The sequence below is a fragment of the Pyrinomonadaceae bacterium genome, from assembly GCA_036277115.1.
Taxonomy (GTDB): Bacteria; Acidobacteriota; Blastocatellia; order Pyrinomonadales; family Pyrinomonadaceae; genus UBA11740.
In genome coordinates, this window is record DASUNM010000023.1 from 113,686 (window position 1) to 138,107 (window position 24,422).

Consider the following 24,422-nt stretch of genomic DNA (forward strand, 5'->3'; position numbering starts at 1 on the left):
TATTCAGTATTTCGTTCGCATTGGGTTCTTGTGCCCACGACGGCGCAGACGCAGAGGTCAGGGCCAGCAGCGTGAAAAGGACTCTCGGTATGAAATTTCCTGGGAACACTCGAGCCTGAGAATCGATTCGGCCAAACCTCAATCGATTGTCGGCCTCACTGTGTAGCAGGATCTGGCCAGAGAGACAAGGGGTAATCAAAGCAAGAAGAGCCCTGCGCATTTAACGCAGGGCCCTAATTACTCGCAGTTATGAAAATGGGGACCGAAGATCAGCTGGCGTCTTCGTTCGCAGACTCGTTCGCAGACTCGTTCGTGAGTTCGTTCGCAGGTTCCGGAGCTGCGTCGCCCGCGGTCCCCGCTTCGGCCTGTAGCGCCTCAACGTTCACTTCGACGCCGCCCTCGCCAACCACGCTGACGGGCAGTTCCACCGTGACTTCACGATGCAGACGAACCGGAACTGTGTAATTGCCGAACCGCTTGAGCGGCTCACGGAGAGCGATCTTGCGACGATCGATCTTGTAACCCTGCTCTTCCAGCGAGTGCGCAATGTCCATCGACGTGACTGAGCCGTACAGGACGCCCGCTTCGCCAACTTTGCGTTCGAACTTGAGCGCCAGATTGCGCAACTGATCGGCCTGCCCTTCAGCCGACGAGCGCTCTTTCGCTTCGCGCTTCATCAGCGCCGCGCGCTCGCCTTCAATTTGCTTAACGTTACTGGCAGTCGCTTCGACCGCGAGATTTCGCGGCAGCAGATAGTTGCGCGCATAGCCGGCTTTGACGCGCACGATTTCGCCGCGCGCGCCGAGGTTATCGATGTCTTCGCGTAAAAGAACTTGTTTGTTTCCCATGAAAACTCCTCATCGAAGTGGCCAGTTTCCGTCTTGATTCCCAATCGGATTCTCAGACTGAAGTCTGTGCCACAAAACTGTTAATCAGCCGCGTACGGCAGCAGCGCGATATTGCGCGCGCGCTTGATGGCTTCGGCCAGCATACGTTGATGCGTCGCGCACACGCCGGAAATCCGCCGGGGCAGAATCTTGCCGCGTTCCGGCGTGTAGGACTGCAAGAGCTTCACGTCCTTAAAGTCGATGTAATCGACCTTGTCGATGCAAAACCGGCAAATCTTTCGCCGCTGCATGCGGCGTGGACCACGGCCGGGCATGCCGGCTCGTTCGTATTCCCGTTCAAAACCAAACGGGCTGTCGCGCTCTTCAAAGTTTGATGACATATCTTCGTTCCTTATAAGTTCGCTTCCAATGCCGCCCCTACCCGGCGGTCGTGACTTCACGCTACGCGGCCGCTTCGACTCCCGACTCTGCGTCGTCATCGTTCGCGTTTACTTCCGCCTTGGCCTTGCCGCCCGTCGGACGCCGCTCAGCCTTGCGCGCGCGACGGTCTTTCAACTTCTGCGCGCGGCGCCGATATTCGTCAACGCGCACAGTCATGTAACGCAGGACCCGATCGTTCACGCGCATACGGCGCTCAAACTCGGCGATCTCGCGGCCCGAACCTTCAACCTCAAGCAGCACGTAAACGCCATCGCGCTGATGATTGATCTCGTAAGCGAGACGGCGTTTGCCCATCATTTCGGTCTTGACGATGCTGCCGCCCTGGTCGGTGATGATCTTCTGCGCGGCTTCAGTCAGCCGCATCACTTCAGCATCTTCCGCGTCAGGGTTGATGATAAAAACTATTTCGTAACTTCTTTGTTCTGCCACGCTAATCCTCCAAAACTGGTAAATCGTGAATGGTAAATGGTGAATAGAACGACGGTCCTAATTCACACATCCATTCACCATTTACGATTTACCATTCACTAGTTAAAAAGCGACATCGCTTTCCGGATGCCGTCCCGCAAAACCGAATGCACGGCTTCAGCGGCCTTGTCTAAAATCTTTTCAACTTCAGCCCGCTGCGGCTTTCGAAAATTCTCAAGCACGAAAGCTTTCGAGTCACTAACCGGATGATCCGGCTGGATTCCAATCCGCAGCCGGATGAACTCGTTTGTGCCAATTGCCCCGATAATCGACTTCAGTCCGTTGTGCCCGCCGGCGCTGCCACGCTCGCGCAAACGAATCGTGCCGAACGGCAAGGCCAAATCATCACTGATGACGATCAAGTCCCGCGATGTGTCGTCAACATTTTCTTTCGCGAGCAAACCTGCGACCGCTTCGCCGCTCAAGTTCATGAACGTTTGCGGCTTCACCAGCCGGACACGTTCACCCTCAATCACCGCCGACCCAATCAGGGACCGACATTCGCGCCGCTTGACGGTCACATCTGCTGCCGCAGCCAACTTGTCAATCAACATGAAACCCAGGTTGTGGCGCGTCCACGTGTACTCTTCGCCCGGGTTTCCTAATCCAACGATTAACCGCATTGCCAATTGCGTGCGTTCAGAGTACCGACTTTAGTCGGGCTTTTCGCAAGTAAGAGCCCAACTGAAGTTGGTACTCTAACCGGATCGGCAATGTCACGACTTGGCGTCTTCGCCCTCGCCTTCGTCTTCCTTCTTGCCCTTGCCGATGACTTCGGGTTCGGCCGGCGCCTCGCCTTCCACCGGCGCAGCTTCGACGACTTCTTCCTTCACCAGTCCGACCGTAGCGATTACGGTTTCGGGAGATTCGAGAATTTCTATCCCCGCCGCGACCGGAATGTCGGAAACGTGCAGCACGTCGTGCACCCCGAGATTCGTCACGTCGACGTCTATGTGTTCAGGAATCTCGCGCGGCTCACAACGAATGTCGATGTTGCGCACGATCTGCTCGAGCACGCCCGACTCCTCGCGCACGCCAAGCGGCTCGCCAACCAGTCGCAGCGGAACTGTCGCTTCGATCTTCTCGCCCTTGACCAGTCGTTTGAAATCCGCATGAACCAGCCGCATGCGCACCGGATCAATCTGGCGATCCGCGAACATGACTTCGCTCGCACCCACGCCCTCGACATCCACCGTGAAAATCGTGTTGCGTCCGGTGTCCGAGCGAAGGATCGCGGCCAGTTCGCTGAGCTGCGCCAACGCCGCTACGCTTTCGCCCTCGCCGCCGTAGATGACCACGGGGACTTGTCCGTTGCGACGCGCGCGGCGCGAATCATTCTTCCCACGTCCTTCACGCGCCTGCGCTTTGATTACAATGTCTTTCTTCTCTGCCATGATTGCTCTCCAAAAATAAAGCTGTCAGTTTTCAGCGTTCAGCTATCAGCAAGCGAGAACACGAAACTAGTCGATGTTCCGCTCGCGACTATCTCAAATTGTTTTACTGAAAGCTGAGAGCTGACGGCTAAAAGCTGTTCAGTTTTTGCCCTTCATACGAAGAGCGAAGAAACCGAAGTCTCTTCATGGATCGACTTAATTGCCTTCGCCAAAAGAGGCGCAATACTAAGAACCGTAATGTTCTTGAGCTCGGCTGCCTTAGAGTTTAGCGGAATTGTGTTCGTAACTACAATCTGCTCGATGTCCGAAGCCTCCAGGTGCATGGCCGCGCGGCCCGAAAGTACCGGGTGCGTGAAGCATGCGTGGACGCGTTCCGCACCTGCTTTTTTCAATGCTTTTGCGACCTTCGTGATCGACCCGCCGGTGTCGCACATGTCATCGACAATCAAGCAGTTACGGCCTTGCACGTCGCCGACAACGTTCATGATTTCGGCCTCGTTCGGCTTGTCCCGGCGCTTATCGCACAGGGCCAGTTCCGCATCCAGCCGTTTCGCGTAAGCCCGGGCACGTTCGGCCCCACCTGTATCCGGCGCTACAACCGTCAGATTCGGCATCCGATTCTCGAGATAGTGCCGAATCATCACCGGCGCTGCGTACAAGTGATCCACTGGAATATCAAAGAACCCCTGGATCTGCGCGGCGTGCAAATCCATCGTCACAATGCGATCGGCGCCGGCGGTGCGAATCAAATTCGCGACCATCTTTGCCGCGATTGGCACGCGCGGCCGATCCTTTTTGTCAGAGCGCGCGTACCCGTAATAGGGCAGCACCGCCGTCAGCCGCTCAGCCGATGAACGCCTGAACGCATCCAGCATCACCAGCAACTCCATCAAATGAGAGTCAGTCGGCGGGCACGTCGGCTGCACAATGAAAACGTCCGCACCGCGAACGTTCTCTTCAATCTGAAAATTGAACTCGCCGTCCGAAAAGCGCGCGGTTTGGGCGCTGCCCAAATCGCAGTGCAGCTCGTGGCAAATCTCTTTTGCCAGAGCGCGATTCGCATTACCGGAAAAGACTTTTATGCCGCCGGTGGTGCTCATTAACTAGTGGCACAGACTTCAGTCTGTGAGTTTTAATCCTCACGCTTGGATCCACAGACTGAAGTCTGTGCTACGTGGAAAAATTGGCTGGGGCGGAAGGATTCGAACCTACGAATGCCGGATCCAAAGACCGGTGCCTTACCACTTGGCGACGCCCCAACATTATCGGTCTAGTACAAGACCAAATCACGAGATTTCGCCCGCCGCGCCCATCGCGCTTCGATAGCGGTTGCGCCCAACCGTCTTACAAGGAAACGCGCGCCAACCAGTTTCGAGTTCGATCGCCTGAATGGCGCGCTCCTGAGCGTCCTGATTTTCAAAAATCCCGAATACCGCTGAGCCGCTGCCGCTGAGCATGGCCGCGCCTGCTCCGGATTTCAGCAAGGCGACTTTCGCACGTTCGATCTCCGGTTCAAGCTGAAAAACTACCGGCTCGAAATCGTTGTGCAGCGAATTCAAATCGATTGAAGCGGAAGAGTCGCTCGCCTGCGAACGAAGTAGAATAGGTTTCGAGTCAGAGGATGTCAAGGCTGCCCGATTCAGCATACCGTACGCTTTTGCAGTGGAAATACTCGCGTTCGGTTTGATGACAAGAAGGTGCTTCGGCAAATCTTCGAGTGATTCAACTAGATTGCCACGACCTGTCGCGCGCGCGGTGCCTCCGTGAAGAAAGAAGGGCACGTCCGAACCGAGACCTTCGGCTACCAGGGCAAGATCGTCTGCTGAAATTTCGATTTTCCACAGTAATGCCAGGGCGAGCAGCGTTGCGGCCGCGTCAGACGATCCACCACCCAGACCAGCTTCCGCTGGAATGCGTTTTTCGAGACAAACCCTGACTCCCCGTCTGATCGAATAGCGTTCGCGCAGCGCCGCTGCGGCCCGCCAGACGAGATTGGTTTTATCAGCAGGAACCGACTGATCGTCGCACCACAACCGTATGACGTCGTCATTGGTTTCTTCGAAAGTTAGTGTGTCGTGAAGGCTGATGGTCTGCAGGACCGTGTCGATTTCGTGGTAACCGTCTGCCCGCTTGCCGGGAACGCGCAAGCTCCAATTGATTTTCGCGAACGCCGGGATTGTGATCGATCTTAAACCCATAGATGGTTTTAGAGGCGGGCTACCGCCCGCCAGCTTCTTGCGCATCACGGGCGGGCAATAGCCCGCCTCTAAACGGATGTAGGTAGGTTTGCTCGCTCAGACAACGACTTCGCTTCGCGATTGGCGTCGGCGATCACTTCGGCTTCGTTCATTGTCTGCAACTCGCCGTCGCGCATGACGATGCGGCCGTCAATAATCGTGGTCCGCACGTCGCTCGACTGCGCTGAGTAAACTACGGAAGAGACGACATCGGTTTCGGGCGCTGCATGCAGGCGATTCAGATTAACTATGATCACGTCAGCGCGTTTACCGGCTTCGATGCTGCCGATTTCGTCACCCACACCCAGCGCCCGCGCGCCGTCGATCGTTGCTATGCGCAACGCGCGCCCCGCCGGCAGCACCTCGGGTCCGTGTAGAACTTTTTGCAGCAGCGCCGCGGTTCGCATCTCGGTAAACATATCGAGGCGGTTGTTGCAGGGCGCTCCGTCAGCACCCAGCGAGACTGAAATCCCGCGTTCGAGCATCGCCGTCACTGGCGCGACTCCGGAACCAAGCTTCAAGTTCGACGAAGGACAATGCGCCACGTTCGTTTGCGTTTTTTGCAGCGTTTCGAATTCACGATCACTGACGTGGACGCAGTGCGCCAACAAAACGTGCCGGCCTGAAACGCCTAACGAATCCAGATATACGATATTCCGCAAACCGGTTTCGTTCTCGACCATTTCACACTCGGCCATGTTTTCGGATGCGTGCGTGTGAATCATCACGCCTCGCTCGCGTGCCAGCTTCGCCACTTCTGTAAGCAGCTCGCGCGTGCAACTGACTGCGAATCGCGGCGCGAAGCAAACGCGAATGCGACCGTCCGCCTTACCGTGCCACTGATCGATCAGCTGGAGCGATTCATCGATCGAGTCCTGAGTTCTTTCAGCCAGTGCCGGTGGAGTGTCCTCTCCCTTGTCCATCATGCACTTGCCGACGGTGGCCCGGAATCCCGTTTCTTCAACCACGCGAAAGACTTCTTCGGTGTGGCTTACAGTTTCCATTGTCAGCGCGCACGTTGTTCCGCCTTTGATTAGTTCTGCTATTCCCAGACGCGCCGATGCGCGAATTGACTGCGGAGTGTGCGCCGCTTCCATCGGCCAGATGCGCTTTTTCAGCCAATCGATGAGCGACAAATCGTCGGCCGCTCCGCGAAAGAGAGTCTGACAAAGATGAATATGCGTCTGAATAAATCCAGGCAGGACGGCGCAACCTTCAGCATCGATAACTTCATCAGCGCTGCTTGTATTCTGCTCTCCGACCGCCGCAATTCGTCCCTCGCGAATCAACAGATCGCCGCGCACGATGGAATTTTCAGAATCCATCGTCACAATCGTGCCGTTCTTAATCAGAATTGATTCGCTCATGAAATCGCCGCGCGGATTATGCGGAGATTATGGGAGGACTGTAAAGGTGAGGTCAGTACCAGGAGCGGTAACGACCGGGTCTTTGCATAACGCCGAAGATGCCTGCCGTGACCCGGTCGCTACCACCACCCCACGCCGGCTGCCCGCGCGGGGACCCCGGTCCGCTCCCGGTACTGACTCCATTGTCGCCCTACTTCTTCTCGCCTGCTGCCGCAGCTTTCTTTTGCTCGCCACCGTTCGGCGCAGCGGCTTCTTCACGCACCGGAAATCCCAAGGCACGCTTCACATCGTTCTCAATCTTGCGCAGCAATTCCGGATGATCTTTCAGAGTCTGTTTTGAATTCTCACGGCCCTGGCCCAGGCGGTCGCCTTTGTAAGAGAACCACGCGCCACTTTTTTCGACCACGCGATTCGCAGTAGCGAGATCGAGCAAATCGCCCTCGCGCGAAATTCCCTCGCCGTACATGATGTCGAATTCGCATTCGCGGAATGGCGGTGCGACTTTGTTCTTTGCGACTTTGACCTTGGTGCGGTTGCCGACCACGCGGTCGCCGTCTTTGATGGCGCCAATGCGACGAATGTCCAGACGCAGAGACGAATAGAACTTCAGCGCGCGTCCGCCGGTAGTCGTTTCGGGACTGCCGAACATCACGCCGATCTTTTCACGGATCTGATTGATGAAGATGAAGCAGGTGTTTGACTGGGAGACAATCGCGGTCAGCTTGCGCAATGCCTGAGACATCAGGCGCGCCTGCAGACCGGGAAGCGAATCGCCCATCTCGCCGTCGAGCTCCGCGCGCGGCACGAGCGCGGCCACAGAATCCACGACGATGACATCGACGCCATTCGATCGCACGAGCGCCTCGGCGATTTCCAGGGCCTGTTCGCCTGAGTCGGGCTGTGAAATCAGCATGTCATCGACATTCACGCCGAGTTTCTCAGCATATTGGGCGTCCATGGCGTGTTCAGCGTCAATGTAAGCGGCGACGCCTCCGGCCAATTGCGCTTGCGCCACGATATGCATCGCCAGCGTGGATTTACCCGAACTCTCCGGCCCATAAATCTCAACGATGCGTCCGCGTGGCACTCCACCAATCCCAATCGCCGCGTCCAGCGACAGCGACGTCGTCGAAATCGCCGGCACGTCCGAAACGTCACGCTCGCCTAGACGCATGATCGATCCTTTGCCGAAACGCTTTTCAATGTTGAGCAGCGCGGCTTCAATGGCGCGACTGCGATCTGCAATTCTGTCTTCTGACATGGGCATCTCTTTCTTCTGCTCCTCTTCGTTAGCTCAATTTGTGTTTTCACGTCCACGACCGCTCAAGACCGTCGCTATCCCGACTTGTCGGGATCCTGACACGAGCGGAGGATAACACAACTCAAGCGGGAATGGAACAGAGTTTCATGTGTGCAACACGGATTATTTCGGGAGGGTGGAAGCGTTTAGACTGCGCGTCTCGGCAGCCCTCTCTGCGCCTCCCGATGGGGAGTGAGAGCGCGCGTCGAATCATCAAGAATCCAACAGTGCCGCGCCAGCATACTCCAGTAGCGCCGCTTTGGTCGATGCCTAGATTTTAGCTACCAACGATCCGGCAAACTGACCAACTTTACCGACCATGTTGGGCTCACCGGCATGCTGCTCAATGACCTGGACAATCGCTGATCCGACGACCGCGGCATCAGCATAACGCCAAACATCCTGGACATGTTCGGGCCTTGAGATGCCGAAGCCGACGGCGACCGGCAGGTCAGAAAATCCACGCAGGCGAACGACTAGTTTCTCCGCCTCCGCGCTCATTTTTTCGCGAGCGCCCGTAACTCCCGCACGCGACACAGCGTAGACGAACCCGCTGGCGCGTTCGGCAATCATCTGCAAACGAGCATCGGTCGAAGTGGGCGCCGCCAGAAAGATTAGGTCAATATCATGAGCGCGCAGCATCGCCGAGAAGCGGCCGGCCTCCTCCGGAATCAGATCGGTCACGAGAATGCCGTCGATTTCCGCGTGTTCAGCTTCGCGAGCAAGTTTCTCCAGGCCGAATTGCAGAAGCGGGTTGAAATAGCTGAACAGAACGATGGGCACTGTCGTCTGCTTTCGGACAGCGCGCACCACGTCCAGGATAGCGGCCAAACCAAAGCCATGTCGCAAGGCGCGCTCAGAAGCTCTTTGAATCACCGGCCCATCAGCCATCGGATCGCTGAACGGGACGCCGAGCTCGATGACGCTGGCACCAGCGCGTGCGAGTTCGAGAATTAACTCTTCCGTAGTGCCGAGATCAGGGTCGCCGGCGGTGATGAAAGGAATGAAGCCCTTCTTGTCGTTGCGTTTGAGAGCCTCAAATGTGGCAGCGATCCGTGACATTCATGGCTCCGTAGGAGCCTGATGTTTATAGCTCCCGTCCAACCCAACAACACAGCCCCGTAGGAGCCGCAGAATTACGCCCCTCACGAGGCTGCCTCAAATTCAGAGCAGCCTTTTGACTGTAAACATTTTGTGGCTAACGGGACGGCAGAGCATCGCGAACACTGTCGACGTCTTTATCACCGCGACCAGAAAGATTCACAATCAGAATTTCTTCGGATTTCAATTCACGCGCGACGTTCATCGCGTGCGCGACGGCGTGCGCCGATTCCAGCGCCGGAATGATTCCTTCCAAACGCGATAACGTTTTGAAGGCCGCCAGCGCTTCATCGTCAGTCACCGAAGTGTATTCGACGCGATGCTGGTCATGAAGATACGCATGCTCCGGCCCAATCGATGGATAATCGAGTCCCGCCGAGACTGAATGCGTCGTCGCGATTTGTCCGCGCTCATCCTGCAAAACGTAACTCATGGTGCCCTGGAGAACTCCTGGTCGACCACCGCCATTCGCATTGAATCGCGCCGCGTGTTGCCCGATTTCGCCCCCCATGCCGCCGGCCTCGACGCCAATCATACGCACCGATTCATCAGATAAGAACGGGTGGAACATGCCGATTGAATTCGACCCGCCACCCACGCAGGCGACCAGGCAATCCGGCAGGCGTCCTTCCTTTTCGAGAATTTGTTCACGCGTTTCACGTCCGATGACACTTTGAAAGTCGCGCACCATCAAAGGATATGGATGTGGCCCCAGCGCGCTTCCCAGCAGGTAGTAACTATCCTCAACATTCGTCACCCAATCGCGCAGAGCTTCGTTGATGGCGTCTTTCAAAGTGCGTGAGCCGCCATCGACTTCACGAACTTCGGCGCCCATGAGCTGCATGCGGAAAACATTCAACGCCTGACGCTTCATGTCTTCGGCGCCCATGTAAACGACGCATTGCAGTCCGAACAAGGCACAGACTGTCGCAGTGGCGACGCCGTGCTGACCGGCGCCAGTCTCCGCGATGATGCGGCGTTTGCCCATGCGCCCCGCCAGCAGAATCTGGCCCAGCGTATTGTTAATTTTGTGAGCGCCGGTGTGAAGAAGATCTTCGCGCTTGAGATAAATGCGGGCGCCGCCCGAACGCTCAGTCAAACGTTGCGCAAAGAAAAGCGGAGTAGGCCGGCCAGCGTAGTCGCATAACAGCTTGTTGAGTTCGTTTTGAAAATTCTCGTCCGCGCGCGCAGATTCATAGGCCGCCGTTAGTTCTTCCAGCGGCGCCATCAGCGTTTCAGGCACGAACCGCCCGCCGTAGGGACCCCAGTGGCCGAGCGAATCAGGTTGTGTAATTGGCTTCACAAAAAACCAAATCGTTTAGCGGGGCTACTACCCCAAATTCGGCAAGCGGTGGCCCGCCCTAAACGACTTCTGGAGCGGTTAAGGAGTTTTCTTAATCGGATGCGTCGAGCGCACCCGCCCCGGCGATTGCGAGCCACCCGGGTCGTCAACGACGACGCGATTCTCGCGCCGGTACATGGTCAAACGATTGCCGTCGGTTGATCCTTGTTCGGCATCTTCGACGTGGGCCGGCTTCCCCTTCAAAACCGCAACTTCATCAACGGCCGTGTATTGACACCAATCACCTGTCCCTCGCTTGCCGGGTTGAATCAACACCACGTTGCGTTGCGCGATCACTCTCTCAAGTTCGTTAACTTCCTTTTGCAGGTAAACGTCGGCAACGCCCGCTGTCATGCGGTCAGTTCCCTGCTTAATGTCGACGTTGGTTTCGTAGTGCACCACGCGCTCGGCATCCGAGTAACGCATGTACTCCGACGTCACGAACACCGGCACCACATTGATGGTGCTGCCCGTTTTTTGCTTTGCCTGATAGAGCGCGGTCTGGACGTGTCCGCGCGCATCCATCTGCTTTTGTTCTCGATAAAGATTGATGACATCGCCGCGGACGAAGTTATCGTCCTGCCACATCCGTCCGTTGCCGGTGTATGTCGCGTTGCCGGAATCATGGGTAATCTCGGCGCGATCGGCGAGCAGATACACGGGACTCTTCACCTTGCGGAAAGGCGCAGCCCCGTTTGTTTGTTCCTGGCTGTAGTAGGTCGTCTGGACTTTTCCGCGACAGTAAGAGACGCGGGTCGAGTTATTCGAATCGATCTCGACGGCTTGAGTGCGCGCGCGCGAATCCCAAACGGTGGGTTCACCGCCGCGCAAACGAATAGTTTCATCTGCCGCCGTGTAGACGGCCGCGTCAGCAGTTCCATTGCGATCCAGCTCGTTAAACTTCGCTTCGCCCGTCGCATCGACCTTCTCTACGTCCTGTGTTTCGCGGACGAAGTCAGCATTCATTTTCTGCGACGTGATAGTTCTCGTCCCACGTTTGTCACTCGTTTGATAAGGCTGAATGACCGCTTTGGCTCCCCCGGTCGCGACGCAATTTCGCGTGATGTTGCCCACCTCAAAGAAATCACAGTCGAACCGCGTCGCGGTCAAAGTCTTCGCGTCGGCCTTCGCCGTTTTCTGCACCGGCTCAACGTACAACTCGGCATTGCCGGCCGCTTCGGCCTTTTCCAGGTCTTTGCCTTTCAGTCGCCAGATCATTTTGATCGAGTCCGCAGTCAAACGCTTGCTCGCGGCGCGCGGATCGCTTGCTCGCGTTTTCGGGGCCGACAGATTCACGACTGAGCGTCCCTCGCTCTTCATCTCTTTTATGACGCTGCGGTCACCCTGCGCCTGAAAGTTGATGTCCAAAATGTTCGCGCCGGAAAGCTGCACGTCCGAATCCGCATTCAGCGTTTGCGCGCGAATGTCGCGAACTGCGTAAGCGCGCTGCAATTGCTGATTTGCGTCAAGATAAAAGTCGATGTCGATTGCGTGAGCTTCCGCCGCATGTCCTTCAGTCAGCGAACGCAAATACGAGTTGCCGCGCATCTCGAGCTTCTGAAGCTTTTTCTCAGCATTGAGATTCGCGGTTAACGTTTCTCCGCTCATGATGTCCTGTTCCTGCTCGGCCGTGGCGCCGCCTGAGAAAATCAGACGCATTGACCCCTGCTCGAAAACGGCTTGCTTTGAACGGATCGTTACCGGCTTTGCCCGCGCGCCTTTTAAATTCGCGTTGTTCGTGGCTTCCGGTGCGACGGTGATTTCAACATCGTTCTTCAATTCGAGTCGTTTGTTCCTATCGTCGACGACTGCGCCCGTAGATTTACCTGAAATATTTTCGCGCTCAAACGTAATCGGCGAAGACGTTTCACCCATCTCTTGTTTCTGATGGTAGAGCAGTGCATCCGTCTTCACCTTCAGGGCTTCGTGCGTTTCAATCTGCACGTTGCCGTTGAACTGAATCAATTCGTTCGCTTGATCGTAGAGCGCTCGGTCGGCAGTGATGAGATCCGGCTTCGCACTGTTCGCGGGAAAGACCTGGAGATTGACCTGTTCCAGCTCGTGATGACCATCAGCGTAGGTTACATCGCGCGCGGCCCGCAGCCAGATATAGAGCCGGTTGTCTTTGGTGACGCGCTGCTCGTATCCGTTGATGATGCCGGTGATTTCTTTTGAGAGGGCGGGCGCTTCCGATCGCAAGCGAAACGGAGTGTTGTTGCGCATCTTGTAATAAGACACGCCGACGAAAATTGAGCCCGCGATTAACAGAAACAGCGCCAGCGCGCGGGCGATGGCCGGCACGCGCGCGCGCAAGTCAACGGCACTGATTCGTCTTTTGCGGTTAACGGCTTCCATTTAAGATCGAGTCGATTGTTTCGCCGCGGGCTACTGCCCGCCGGGCCTGGTTCATAAACGGCGGGCGGTAGCCCGCCGCTAAACAATCTCAGTTGTTGCTGCCTTCATGTCACGAACATTTAACTGCAATCTGATATCGCCCATCCACGATTGCGCCTCGAACTCGTAAGCAAGATCGATGCGCTGACCGGGCTGTGGCGTTGCTGCCGAGTCTTCAACTCCTCGCCACCAAATCGCTTCCACCGGCCGATTGTTCTCGCCGGCGACGCGGAACTTGAGATGCTGCGCCTTTATTACCTTTGGATCGCCAAGCACGCGCAGCCCGCGCGTCAGGAACACCGGACGCGGATTTCCGGCGCCAAACGGCTCCATCTGCCGCAAATCCTGCGACAGCGCGAAGGTCAAATCGTTCGCGCCTACTTCCGCATCAATTGTGATCGCCGGCGTCAAGTCATCTTCAGTCAAACACGACGCCGCATGTTCATTCAAGCGGCGTCGAAATTCCGCCACACATTCGCGACGAATCGAAAGCCCGGCCGCATGCGAATGCCCGCCGAATTTCTCAAACAGGTCGCTGCAGGCCGTCAGGCCATTGAACAGATGGTACGCCTCGATGCTGCGCGCGGATCCGTGGCCCATGTCGTCCTCGAACGAAATAACGACGCAGGGGCGATGCAATCGCTCGGCAATTTTGGACGCCGCCAGACCGATAACGCCGCGATGCCACCCGTCACCGGCAATCACCGCCACGTGCGTCTGCGAGGCGCGATCACTGCCGGTTTCGAACTCTTCGACCGCGCGATTGAAAATCTCGCGCTGCATCTCCATGCGCTCGCGGTTGCGCGTGTCTAGATGTTCAGCCAATCGACGCGCTTCCTCTCGATCTGTCGCATTGAACAAATCGACGACCGCGCTGGCTGCATCCATGCGACCGGCGGCGTTTATACGCGGGCCGATGCGAAAGCCAAGGTCGTATGCGTTCACTTCTGCGCCATCGCCGCAACCGGCAATCTCGATCAGCGCGCGCAAGCCGCAGTTCACAGCTTTCGGCAAATCCGAAAGGCCGAGCGCGACAATCGCGCGATTCTCGCCAACGAGTTTCGCGACGTCGGCAACTGTGCCGATCGCAACCATCTTCAGGAAGCCCGGCACAACTGATTCGCGCCCCCGCTCGCGAAACAACGCGTGCACCAGCTTGAAAGCGACGCCCACACCGGCGAGGTTCTTGTCGGGATAACTGCAATCGTGCTGATTCGGATTCAGCACCGCGAACGCGGGCGGCGCGCCTTCATCTTCGTCGGGCAGATGATGATCGGTAATGATGACGTCGAGCCCATGCTCGCGCGCCCAAACCAGCGGTTCATGCGCGCGAATACCACAGTCGACGCTGACCACCAGCTTGTAACCTTCGCTCGCCGCCTTCTCCAGCGCAGGTTGTTGAATGCCGTACCCTTCGGTAAAGCGATGCGGCACGTGATAGCCGCACGTCGCGCCGAGCATCCGCAACGCGCGCAGCAACACCGCCGTGCCCGTTGTGCCGTCCACATCGTAATCGCCGTAAATCAGAATCGGTTCTTGATGATCGATGGCCTTGAGTACGCGGGCGACGGCTTCCGTCATTCCTCGCATACGCATCGGATCGTGAAGCTGTTCAAGAGCGGGTTTTAAGAAGCGTTCCGCGGCCGCTAAGTTTCCATAACCGCGTGACAAGAGCAGGCCGGCGACTATCGGCGAGACGCCCAGTTCCCTGGCGAATTCGCGGACTTCAGCAGCGTCGCGCGAGCGCAGAATCCACTTCTTCGGCCGCTTCTCAATCGCGCGCGCGGGGGTCATGGCGGGAGTTTACTTGTTGTTTTGCGGAAGGGCTAATTATTTGGAGTGCTGCGGCTTGCGGCCTCTTTAGCTTCCTACCCTAAGCCTACTACTACAAAGCCGCGTCAAGCCGGACCAGTCCAAATCAGAGCCCCGTCAACCGGCCCGTCAGCAGCATGACCAGGATCGCTCCCCCAACCAGAATGCGATATCCGATGAAAACTCCGGTCGAGTGCGTCCGCAGAAAACGAAGCAGAAACCAGATCGAAAGGTAACCGACAATCGCGCTCACCACGGTGCCGGCCGCGAGATTAACCAGGCTTCCCGGCGGCAGCGTGTTTATCGCCTCAAATAATTCCAACACGCCGCTGGCGGCGATTGCCGGAATTGACAGGAGAAAGGAGAACCGCGCGGCCGTCTCGCGTGTTTGGCCGACAAATAGTCCCGCCATCATCGTCGAACCCGACCGGCTCGATCCCGGAATCAAAGCAAGGCATTGAGCCAAACCGACGGCCAGCGCGTCACCAAGACCGAGATCCTGAAGTCGCCTTTTTCTTTTGCCCACCACCTCAGCCACGATCAATAGCAGCGCGACGAGGATCATCATCGTCGCGATGATCCAAAGATTCTTTGTAAACGACCCTTCTATCTGTTTCTTAAAAGTGAGGCCGACAATAACGACCGGAATTGTGCCGATGATAATCAGCCAGCCGAGCCACGCATCGGTTGAAAGGCGCGCATGTTCATTCTCGCGGTTGAACTGATCGCGCCGGCCGTCTTTCAGAATCACCAGATGGTCGTGGATGAACGCGCGCGTGATTCGCCAGATATCGCCGGCAAAATAAACCAGCACCGCCAGCAACGTGCCGAGTTGAATCACCGCCATCGACGCCGTGGCTTGTTCCGGCGTCAGAGCCAAATCCATCGCGCGCATCGCCAGCACGAGGTGCGCCGTCGAGCTGATGGGAATGAATTCAGTTAAGCCCTGGACAATGCCGAGAAGGATCGCCTGGAACAAGGTCATGTCTGGTTTAAGCTTTGGACCTGACTAATCTGGATTTGAAGAGCTGGATGTGCCATGCGAGACGGCAGAGTATAAACTAACTTTGCCGTGAGTTGCATGCTTAGTTTGATGACGCGGAGTCAACCGCCGCCCATCTATGTCTCGGCAGCGGCAGATAATTTATCAAATACACAGGAGGCTTTTCGGCAATGGAGGTCATCCGAAAAATATTTACCGTTGGCTACTCTGGCATTATTGTCCTGTTCGTTTGCTGCGCCGTGGCCTTAATTTCCTTTGCCGCATTGGAACTATGGCACGGAATCAACCCGGGCGCGGTTTTGCCGCTGCGCGACCGGTTTAATTCTGTTCTGGAGAGCATCGGGTTGTTGACCATCGCCGTGGTCGCGCTCGAACTCGGCCAAACAATCATTGAAGAGGAGGTGCAACGGAAGGTACAGGCCAGTAGTCCCACGCGCGCGCGCCGCTTCGTTTCGCGCTTTCTGGTGGTCGTGGTCGTGGCGCTTTCTATTGAATCGTTGGTGGCCGTATTTAAACTCGCTCACGAAGATCCCTCACGGTTACCCCAGGCCGCGATGGTTGGCATTGCCGCCGGCGTGCTGCTCGCTAGTTGGGGAGTCTTTGTTCGTTTGAACCGGAGCGCTGAAGAGCTGGAGCCGGAAGCGATGGAGGAGACCAAGAGCGAGGATCGAAAGGTTAAATAGTCACGCAATTCCCCTACTCTCGGAACGAGTTTCTCCGCGAGATCCAATCGTACATCGCATTTGGCATGATCATGCCGGCGCGCACAATGCTCGCGAGCTGCCACGGAAAGGCGTAGGACTTTTTGCGTTTCTCGATCGCCGTTACGATCTTCTTTACCGCGGGGCCGAGCTCCTGAAGCCAGGGGAGTTTCGCTTGCCGTCCGGCGGTCAACGGCGTCTTGATGAATCCCGGATGAATGATCGTCACGTCGATCCCGTGCGGTTCCAGATCGAGACGCAAACTTTCGAACATCGCCGAGACGGCTGCCTTGCTCGCGCAGTACGCCGCTGACTTCGGCAATCCGCGATACGCCGCGAGGCTCGAAATCACCACCAAGTGGCCGCTGCGGCGCTTGACCATATCAGGAACAACCGCGGCAACACTGTTCGCCGCGCCCAGCACATTCACGTTGATTACGTTTGCGAGGCTGGCGGCATCCAGCTCGGCGGCATCGTTTGACGCCCCGATGCCTGCGTTGGCAATCAGCACGTCGACACGGCCGAATTCGGACTGCAATCGCGCGGCGGCGGCACGCATCGATTCGGCATCCTTAACGTCTCCTGGAATCGCAAGCACGTTCCCGGATTGTTGGTTGCCGTTCTTACCTGTTCCAATCTCAAGAACGATTTCGTCGAGAATGTTTTTGCGACGCGCGACCAGGCCGAGCTTCGCGCCGCGCGGTGCCAGATCAACGGCGAGTCCACGTCCAATTCCGGAAGAGGCTCCGGTTATGAGAACAACTTTATCGGTCCAGAATGACATCGGTGTGAAGTTCCGGAGGAACGGAATGTTTATAGCACACGCGCCGACAACCCAAAATGACTCCGCCTGAGCGATTCATCGCTCAGGCGGAGAAGAATTTGGAAATGAACGAGTTCTAAACATCAGGCTCCTTACGGAGCCCGGAATTGCAGAACTCGAAACCTGAAACCTGAAACTTGAAACTTAGACTTGCTGAATCACCGGCACAATCACAGGTCTCGCGCCCGTTTCTTTCTGAATGAAGCGCTTCAATTCCACCCGCACGTGCTCTTTTAGAAGCGATGCGTCCTGGAATGTTTGTTTCGACGCGCCGGCCAGCGCCGCCGTCACTACGCGCTGCGCATCTTCGGTCATTCCGTTCGACGATTCGAAACCGCGCACGCCCTGCGCGATGATCTGCGGCGGTGACCGCAATTCTCCGGTTTCGCGATTGATGACCACGACAAGCGTGATCATGCCTTCGTACGCCAGCTTCTTCCGCTCGCGCACCGTATCGTATTCAATTTCTTCAAAGCCCGAATCATCGATGAATGTCCGCCGGATCTCTTTCTTGTCGGTGATCACCGCGCGCTCGCCATCCAGCTCGAGCACATCGCCGTTTTCAATAAGCACGATGTTCTCTTCGGCATAACCGAGATGGTTCTTGACGAACTCTTTGTGGCGAAACAGCATGCGATATTCGCCGTGAATCGGCACGACAAATTTCGGCCGCACTGCTTCAGTCATGATGCGGATGTCGTCCTGCGAAGCGTGGCCGCTGACGTGAATCAGACGCCGCTTCTCTTCAATGATGTTCGCGCCGCGCTTGTAGATGTGACCGATCAGTTTCGAAATCGCGCGTTCGTTTCCGGGAATGATGCGCGCCGAAAGCACCACCGTATCGCCCTCTTCAATGGTGATGCCTTTGTAAAGCTGCGTGGCCATTTGATAGAGGGCCGCCCGCGGTTCAGCTTGCGAGCCGGTCACGAGCAAAACAATTTCATTGTCTGGAAGATTCTTGGCATCGTTGAGGCTGATGAGCATGCCGTCGTGAAGATCCAGGTAACCGAGCCGCTCGGCGATCTCCACGTTCTTCTGCATCGAGCGTCCAAGCACGCATACCTTGCGATCGAACTGCTGCGCCACATCGAACACGATCTGAAGCCGATGAATCGACGAGGCGAAGGCGGCCACAATGATGCGCCCCTGGGCTTCGGCGAAAATCTCTTCAAAGGCCGGAATTACCGCGCGTTCAGAAGGAGTCCTGCCGGGCACGGTCGCGTTCGTCGAATCGGAAAGCAGCGCGAGCACGCCTTCCTGACCATATCGCCGGAGGGTTCGTAGATCTATCGGTTCGCCGATGACCGGCGTCTCGTCAACTTTGTAATCACCCGTGTGAATGATGGTGCCGACGGGCGTTTTGATGGCGAGATGAAAACAATCGATAAGCGAATGCGAAGCGCGAATGAATTCAATCGTGAACGATCCAATCGTGACTACGTCGCGCGGTTCGACGCGATGCAGCAGCACGTCGTTGAGCAGGCCGTGCTCGTGCAGCTTGCTTTCGGCTAACCCGAGGGTGAAGTGCGAAGCGTAAACCGGAACGTTGATCTTCTTCAGGACATAAGGCAGCGCGCCCAGGTGATCTTCGTGACCGTGCGTGAGGATGACGGCCGTGATCTCCTGCCGGTACTGCTCAAGGATTTCGAAATCGGGAATGCAGATATCGACGCCGTAGACGCTCTCTTCGGGAAAACCCATACCTGCGTCAAGCACGAGCATCTCGTCGCCGTAACGCAGCAGAGTACAGTTCATCCCGAACTCGCCGATACCGCCGAGGGGAATGATTTCAAGGACGTTAGCCACTTATTGGATTTTGCTCGACTCTCTGGACGGGGATGAAATGAGTATAGCATGATGTGATCGCCATGCCCGACATGTTGGTAAATCTGCTGAAGCTGCCGCCGCTTCAGCCGTTACTCGATGAGATGAGCGCAGCCGGCGTCAACATTCGTCGTGCGCAACCTTTCGAGCTCACCCTGGTTCGCCAATTTATCGAACAGAATTTTTCGGTGGGCTGGGCTGATGAAGTGTCCGTCGGCTTCGCGCACAAGCCTGTCACGGTTTACGTTGCCACGCGCGACGCGGCCGTGATTGGTTTTGCCGGATACGAGTGCACCCGCAAGGCGTTCTTCGGGCCGACGGGCGTGGATGCGCGGGAACGCGGCCGCGGCGTTGGCCAGGCTTTGTTGGTTGCCGCGCTGTGGGGCCTGCGCGAACTGGGTTACGTTTACGGAATCATCGGTCATGCGGGTCCGATTAATTTTTACCAGGACGCCGTCGGCGCAGTTGTAATTCCCGACAGCGATCCCGGAATCTATACCGATCTGTTGAAGCAAGTTTTATAGCAATGCGTCTTCGCCGCTCCGCGTGGTATGTTGTGGCCAGAATGGGACTCGTTAGCGGCCATGTAACCCTCAAAAACCCAAGGCTGCCGGATCTCGCTCCGCTCGAAGTCGAGGCTCTGGTAGACTCAGGAGCAACACATCTTTGCATTTCCGAACATGTGCAGCTTCAACTTGAGCTGCAGCCAATCGATACAAAAGAAGTGACACTGGCTAATGGCTCGAGAACGTGCGTGCCTTACGTCGGGCCGATTGAATTGCGCTTTAAGAATCGGGTGGGTTTTGCTGGCGCATTAGTAATGGGCGATCAGGTTTTGCTCGGGGCGATACCGATGGAGGATATGGACTTGGTCGTTATTCCCAGAACGCGGACGCTCGACATAAACCCAGACAGCCCCAACTTCGCATCGTCGATCGCAAAATCGGGCCAGCTCGGTTCCGCAAGCTGGCGAACAGCAGCCCGCGTCTGAACGGTAATCCGATCACACTATTTACATTCACCTGGTTGAATGATCGCATTCACCAGCACCGCCCATTCTTCAATAGCCAATGTTTCCGCGCGACGCAGCGGTGGAATGCCGGCGTCGCACAGAACGATGCTCGCGCCGCCGCGTTTTGTAAGCAACTCCTGAATCGGCGCAGGCGCCTCGCGCAGATTATTGAGAATGGTCTTGCGTGGATGCGCGAACCCGGCACTGACCACTTGCCACAATAACGATTCGTCTTTTACGTCCGCGGCGATCCGTTCGCGAACCCGAAGACGAACCACCGTGCTCACTACCTTCGGGACAGGCCGAAAAGCGCGTGCCGGCACGTCGAAGAATTTTTCCGCGTGGCAATAGGCTTCAACAAAAACTGAAAGATAGCCGCGCTCAGACGAATCAGTTGTCGCCGTAATGCGATCGGCGACTTCGCGTTGCAGCATCAGAAACATTTCCGTGATGCAGGCGCGTTGTTCGATTAGTCTCTGGAGAATCGCCGTGCCGATGTTGTAGGGAAGGTTCGCTACTACGCGCGCTGCTCGTGCGGGTTGGATAAGCCGGCAGAAGTCTACCGTCAGCGCGTCTGCTTCGATCAGGGTGAAATTCGCATAGTCTTTGAACTGCTCACGGAGCTGCGGAATCAGACTTCGATCAAATTCGATCGCTAGAACGCGCGCGCCGCTTTCGAGTAAGCGATCGGTCAGCGCGCCCCGACCCGGACCGATCTCAATAATGGTTTCGTCGGATTTCGGTTGCACCGCGTCGATGATGCGGCTGACGACATTCTTGTCAACGAGGAAGTTTTGTCCGAAACGGCGCTTGGGAGAAGGATTTGTTTGTTGCATCAGGATGCTCCCTCCCTCACGGTCGGGCTACTGCCCGTGTTTTGGATAACCGGTGATTTCGACGTCGTCGCCATGTGGCCGAACCTCAACGTCCTGCAGCCGCATCGCGTCAGCAATACTCTCGGCTCCCGCGCCGGCGATCGCTGACGGCGCGTCCTGCCCCCCGATCAACATCGGCGCGACGAAGAACGTCACTTTGTTAACCAGGTTCGCTTCGAGAAGTAACGCCGCGAGTGACGGGCCACCCTCAACCAGTACGCTTTGAATCGATCGCGCGCCGAGTTCCGTCATGATGCGCTCGAGGTCGAGCACAGATCCTCCGGCAACGACTTCTACGCCGTGCGACTGAAGCGCCGTAAGTGAATCCTCTTTCGCTTCCCCGCTGGCAAAAACGATGACCGGCGCTTCATTACTCGTCTGCGCCAGCCGCGATTCGGGAGAGACGCGCAGGAACTGTTCGACCACCACCCGGACGATCGGCCGTCGCCTTTTCTTTCCTGAACGATCCGTGAGCAGCGGATCGTCGGTGCGCGCGGTGCGTCCGCCGACCATGATCGCGTCTGACTGATGACGCAACTCATGCACGCGCGCCCGCGCAACCTCGCCGGTAATCCAACGCGAATCGCCCGTCGCGGTCGCGACTTTTCCATCCAGTGACACGGCCATTTTCAGGTGCACGAACGGCCGGCCGGTGCGCATGAAATGAATATAGGCTTCATTGAGCCGCGTGGCTCCTTCCGCCAGCAGCCCCGTTTTGACTTCAATGCCGGCTTCGCGCAAATGAGCAAAGCCGCGCCCCGAAACTTTTGGATTCGGATCGTCGATGGGCGCGACGACGCGTCTGATGCCGGCTTTGATCAAAGCATCAGTGCACGGCGGCGTACGGCCCTGATGGGCATGCGGCTCTAAAGAAATGTAAGCCGTCGCCCCACGACCGCGTTCACCAGCTTGTTCGAGCGCGATTGTCTCAGCATGTTTGACATCGTCGAACGCGTAGAAGCCTTCGCCGATGATTTGCTGGCGGTCGTCGGCGATGACGCAACCAACCAGGGGTCCCGGACTAACCAGTCCAGTTCCCTGCGCGGCGAGCTCAAGCGCGCGCTGCATCATGCGTCGGTCGAAATCGATGGATTGGAGTCTGGAGTCTGGCGACAAAGCGACGTGATTGTGCCGCGTCGGCGGGAGCTTTGCCAAGCAGAGCTGAGATCTCAGATTTCAAATCTGAAATCCCAGACAGCTAGCCGCGTTTACGCGCCGGTTTACCTTCAGTCTGACTGAACTGCGCGTACGCGACGCGGAATAGCTCCGAAAGAGCTTTTGCCGTTTGCGGTGTCAGTTGCCGATCCGCGCGCAGGTGCGCCTCAACGATCTCAGGCGTCGATTCGTGCGGATAGTAGACGACCGGGTTCGGATCGCTGGCGGCACGATGGCCGTGGTGCATGACGCGTTCAATTGGCATGTCCAGCCACGCGGCGAGCCGGGCGATGTTATCGGCGTCGGGTTTGCCTGTGCCGTTTTCAATCCGCGACAGAGTAGAAGCCGAAACGCCCGTTTCATCAGCGACATCGCGCAGACTGAGTCCGTGCTGTTCCCGACGGCGCCGGATGGCACTGCCCAGTTCGGCGGTGTTGACTCGGGTCTTATTAGTCATGCGCGAAGCTTACCACGCAGCGGGTTTTAGCCGCAAGACTCTGTTTTACGGCCGCAACACGCGGGCAAAAAGAAAGGCGGGCCGTGACCCGCCTTCTGTTGCGACTGAGTGTGTGAAATTAAGGTTGCGTGGTGCGCGCTCGCATCGCGGCCATGGCCAGGTCGCGTGCTCGCGGCAGAACCTCGACGGCTTTCGCCACCTGACTGTCATGTCTCATCAGAACTTGCGTCGCGGTGACCGTTCCGTAGGAAGCCATCGCCAGGTTGTAACGCAACTGACTCTCGACAAACTGCCGGTTCCGATCGACGGTGGGAAGCAACGCTTTGAAGTTCTCGTCTTTCGCGACGTAGTTCCGGAACGCCTGGTAGAACTCGTTCGAAGACGGAAAATCATCTGCGTCGATCACGTGGTCGTAATCGATCGCGCGATCGACTTTGAATTTCTCAAAGCCCGCCACGCGGCCGCTCGCGACTTCGCGCGCGAAAAAGAATATCGGGCTGCGCAAACGGTTTTGAGCCGCGTTCACCAGGTCGGGATTCACCTTTTCGTCCGGCGTAATTCCACCGCCACCGTACACGGTGCGGCCCGTGTCGGTGCGCATGGCCGGGCCGGTCGGCTGAATCGGGGCGTTGTCGCGCGCAATGCCACCCCGATAGATGTAGTTGTACCAGCTGCCGTCCGAGAAATCGCGTTGAATCAGGCGCCCGGAAGGTGTGTAGTAATACGCTGAAGTGAGCGTCATTCCCGCGCCATGATCCAGCCGAATAATCGTCTGCACCAGCCCCTTGCCAAAGCTGGTCTGGCCCACGATCAATCCACGATCGTGATCCTGAACCGCGCCGGCCACGATCTCGGACGCTGACGCGCTGTACTCGTTGATGAGAATCACCAGCGGCACGCGATCCGGATTCGTTTTGTTTGAAGTGTAGATGCGATCGTTCATGCCGTGGCGGCCTTTCTGCGACATGATGATCTGTCCGGCCGGCAGGAATGTACGCGCAACGTAGATTGCCTGATCGAGCAAGCCACCCGGATTGTTTCGCAGATCCAGCACCAGCGACGTCATACCCTGCGAATGGAGGTACTCGAGGGCTGCTTGCAAGCCGTCATCGGTGTCCGAGTTGAACCCGCGCGTCATGTCGATGTAGCCCACACCCGGTCGAATGAAGTAAGCATCAGGCACGGAAGGCTGTGGCACCGCGTTGCGAATAATTTCGACGCCTTCCTGCTTTCCGCTTGACGCGCGTGTGACCGTCAGCACCACGCGAGTGCCGCGCGGGCCGCGAATCTTGTCGCGCACTTCGGCGGATCCCTTGCCGTGCATCGTGACCCCATCAACCGCGTCAATCCGATCACCGTAACGCAGTCCCGCGCGGGACGCCGGCGAATCCTTGAAAGTCGCACTGATGTACGTGTCTACCGAATTGCCGATCGCGTAGTTCAAGATTGAGGCGCCGATGCCGTAGTACTCGCTGCGCTGATCGCTCAACATGTCTTCGAATTCCTGGCGGTCGAAATAATTTGAGTGCGGGTCAAGCGACCTCAGCATGCCAAAGATCGAAGACTTGTAGACGTCGTTGTAGTCCAGCTTATTGCCGTCAATATAGTTTTGCCGGATGACTGCGAGTGCTTCCTGAAAATCCTGGGTAATCGCAGTTGGGTTGGAGCCGGGCGTGTTGACGCGCCGGCTGCGCGCGGCTGGGGGCGCCACGGTCTTGCCGGTTGTGTTACCGGAAGAGCGAGGCTGCGCCAGCACGAAGCCTGGCATAATGACCGCCAACAGAATTAGGGTTGCGAGTGCTACAGAAATCTTGTGCTTCACTGAGAACCTCATGTCGCTACCTTGAAAATCGAAGCGAAGACCTGAA

General features: G+C 57.1%; 23 protein-coding genes and 1 tRNA gene. 3 read left to right on the plus strand and 21 right to left on the minus strand.

Features of this window, described 5'->3' with window-relative positions; genetic code table 11:
- Positions 1-269: 269 nt before the first annotated feature.
- From rplI to uppP, 15 genes are all read right to left on the minus strand, one after another.
- Entirely contained in the window at positions 270-848 is a 579-nt protein-coding gene (gene rplI / locus VFX97_07490; GenBank protein ID HEX5703025.1) for a 50S ribosomal protein L9, read from the minus strand.
- 80 nt (positions 849-928) lie between these two features.
- On the minus strand, positions 929-1,138 hold the full coding sequence (rpsR, locus tag VFX97_07495) for a 30S ribosomal protein S18 (protein HEX5703026.1): 210 nt from the start codon (positions 1,136-1,138) through the stop codon (positions 929-931).
- Positions 1,139-1,289: 151 nt separating this feature from the next.
- Positions 1,290-1,718: a 30S ribosomal protein S6 gene (gene rpsF / locus VFX97_07500; protein HEX5703027.1), complete on the minus strand. Its 429-nt coding sequence runs from the start codon at positions 1,716-1,718 to the stop codon at positions 1,290-1,292.
- A 98-nt stretch (positions 1,719-1,816) separates the two neighbouring features.
- On the minus strand, positions 1,817-2,380 hold the full coding sequence (pth, locus tag VFX97_07505) for an aminoacyl-tRNA hydrolase (protein HEX5703028.1): 564 nt from the start codon (positions 2,378-2,380) through the stop codon (positions 1,817-1,819).
- A gap of 93 nt (positions 2,381-2,473) precedes the next feature.
- Entirely contained in the window at positions 2,474-3,151 is a 678-nt protein-coding gene (locus tag VFX97_07510; GenBank protein ID HEX5703029.1) for a 50S ribosomal protein L25, read from the minus strand.
- Between the two features lie 152 nt (positions 3,152-3,303).
- A complete protein-coding gene (locus VFX97_07515) occupies positions 3,304-4,251 on the minus strand; it encodes a ribose-phosphate pyrophosphokinase (GenBank protein ID HEX5703030.1) in 948 nt (315 codons plus the stop codon).
- Between the two features lie 84 nt (positions 4,252-4,335).
- Positions 4,336-4,410, minus strand: a tRNA-Gln gene (locus tag VFX97_07520).
- 27 nt (positions 4,411-4,437) lie between these two features.
- The gene (gene ispE / locus VFX97_07525) at positions 4,438-5,349 is read right to left on the minus strand and encodes a 4-(cytidine 5'-diphospho)-2-C-methyl-D-erythritol kinase (GenBank protein HEX5703031.1); all 912 of its coding nucleotides are present in this window, start codon (positions 5,347-5,349) and stop codon (positions 4,438-4,440) included.
- A gap of 68 nt (positions 5,350-5,417) precedes the next feature.
- Positions 5,418-6,755 (minus strand): 5'-deoxyadenosine deaminase, encoded by a 1,338-nt coding sequence (locus tag VFX97_07530; protein ID HEX5703032.1) that lies wholly within the window; start codon positions 6,753-6,755, stop codon positions 5,418-5,420.
- Between the two features lie 190 nt (positions 6,756-6,945).
- Entirely contained in the window at positions 6,946-8,016 is a 1,071-nt protein-coding gene (gene recA, locus VFX97_07535; protein HEX5703033.1) for a recombinase RecA, read from the minus strand.
- A 309-nt stretch (positions 8,017-8,325) separates the two neighbouring features.
- On the minus strand, positions 8,326-9,117 hold the full coding sequence (gene trpA, locus VFX97_07540) for a tryptophan synthase subunit alpha (protein ID HEX5703034.1): 792 nt from the start codon (positions 9,115-9,117) through the stop codon (positions 8,326-8,328).
- Between the two features lie 136 nt (positions 9,118-9,253).
- The gene (gene trpB, locus VFX97_07545; protein HEX5703035.1) at positions 9,254-10,459 is read right to left on the minus strand and encodes a tryptophan synthase subunit beta; all 1,206 of its coding nucleotides are present in this window, start codon (positions 10,457-10,459) and stop codon (positions 9,254-9,256) included.
- Positions 10,460-10,537: 78 nt separating this feature from the next.
- The gene (gene lptC, locus VFX97_07550) at positions 10,538-12,853 is read right to left on the minus strand and encodes an LPS export ABC transporter periplasmic protein LptC (protein ID HEX5703036.1); all 2,316 of its coding nucleotides are present in this window, start codon (positions 12,851-12,853) and stop codon (positions 10,538-10,540) included.
- 78 nt (positions 12,854-12,931) lie between these two features.
- Positions 12,932-14,686, minus strand: a complete 1,755-nt coding sequence (gene recJ / locus VFX97_07555) for a single-stranded-DNA-specific exonuclease RecJ (GenBank protein ID HEX5703037.1) — start codon at positions 14,684-14,686, stop codon at positions 12,932-12,934.
- Between the two features lie 124 nt (positions 14,687-14,810).
- Complete coding sequence (uppP, locus tag VFX97_07560) at positions 14,811-15,689, minus strand: undecaprenyl-diphosphatase UppP (GenBank protein HEX5703038.1); 879 nt, start codon at positions 15,687-15,689, stop codon at positions 14,811-14,813.
- Positions 15,690-15,877: 188 nt separating this feature from the next.
- Between uppP and VFX97_07565 the strand changes: the two genes are divergently transcribed.
- Positions 15,878-16,390, plus strand: a complete 513-nt coding sequence (locus VFX97_07565; GenBank protein HEX5703039.1) for a hypothetical protein — start codon at positions 15,878-15,880, stop codon at positions 16,388-16,390.
- 13 nt (positions 16,391-16,403) lie between these two features.
- Here VFX97_07565 and VFX97_07570 read toward each other — a convergent pair whose 3' ends face one another.
- Positions 16,404-17,192: an SDR family NAD(P)-dependent oxidoreductase gene (locus VFX97_07570; GenBank protein ID HEX5703040.1), complete on the minus strand. Its 789-nt coding sequence runs from the start codon at positions 17,190-17,192 to the stop codon at positions 16,404-16,406.
- A gap of 183 nt (positions 17,193-17,375) precedes the next feature.
- Positions 17,376-19,037: a ribonuclease J gene (locus tag VFX97_07575; GenBank protein HEX5703041.1), complete on the minus strand. Its 1,662-nt coding sequence runs from the start codon at positions 19,035-19,037 to the stop codon at positions 17,376-17,378.
- Positions 19,038-19,108: 71 nt separating this feature from the next.
- On the opposite strand from VFX97_07575, the gene VFX97_07580 reads away from it, so the two are divergent.
- Both VFX97_07580 and VFX97_07585 read left to right on the plus strand, forming a co-directional pair.
- Positions 19,109-19,579, plus strand: coding sequence for a GNAT family N-acetyltransferase (locus tag VFX97_07580; protein HEX5703042.1), 471 nt, complete (start codon positions 19,109-19,111; stop codon positions 19,577-19,579).
- A 2-nt stretch (positions 19,580-19,581) separates the two neighbouring features.
- On the plus strand, positions 19,582-20,046 hold the full coding sequence (locus VFX97_07585) for an aspartyl protease family protein (GenBank protein ID HEX5703043.1): 465 nt from the start codon (positions 19,582-19,584) through the stop codon (positions 20,044-20,046).
- Between the two features lie 17 nt (positions 20,047-20,063).
- Here the strand turns inward: VFX97_07585 and rsmA are convergent, their stop codons facing one another.
- The 4 genes from rsmA to VFX97_07605 all read right to left on the minus strand — a co-directional run bounded on the left by rsmA (position 20,064) and on the right by VFX97_07605 (position 24,376).
- Positions 20,064-20,903: a 16S rRNA (adenine(1518)-N(6)/adenine(1519)-N(6))-dimethyltransferase RsmA gene (gene rsmA, locus VFX97_07590; GenBank protein HEX5703044.1), complete on the minus strand. Its 840-nt coding sequence runs from the start codon at positions 20,901-20,903 to the stop codon at positions 20,064-20,066.
- Between the two features lie 27 nt (positions 20,904-20,930).
- Positions 20,931-22,097: a bifunctional diaminohydroxyphosphoribosylaminopyrimidine deaminase/5-amino-6-(5-phosphoribosylamino)uracil reductase RibD gene (gene ribD, locus VFX97_07595; GenBank protein ID HEX5703045.1), complete on the minus strand. Its 1,167-nt coding sequence runs from the start codon at positions 22,095-22,097 to the stop codon at positions 20,931-20,933.
- A 43-nt stretch (positions 22,098-22,140) separates the two neighbouring features.
- Positions 22,141-22,554 (minus strand): helix-turn-helix transcriptional regulator, encoded by a 414-nt coding sequence (locus VFX97_07600; GenBank protein ID HEX5703046.1) that lies wholly within the window; start codon positions 22,552-22,554, stop codon positions 22,141-22,143.
- 118 nt (positions 22,555-22,672) lie between these two features.
- Positions 22,673-24,376, minus strand: coding sequence for a S41 family peptidase (locus tag VFX97_07605; GenBank protein HEX5703047.1), 1,704 nt, complete (start codon positions 24,374-24,376; stop codon positions 22,673-22,675).
- Between the last annotated feature and the right edge of the window lie 46 nt (positions 24,377-24,422).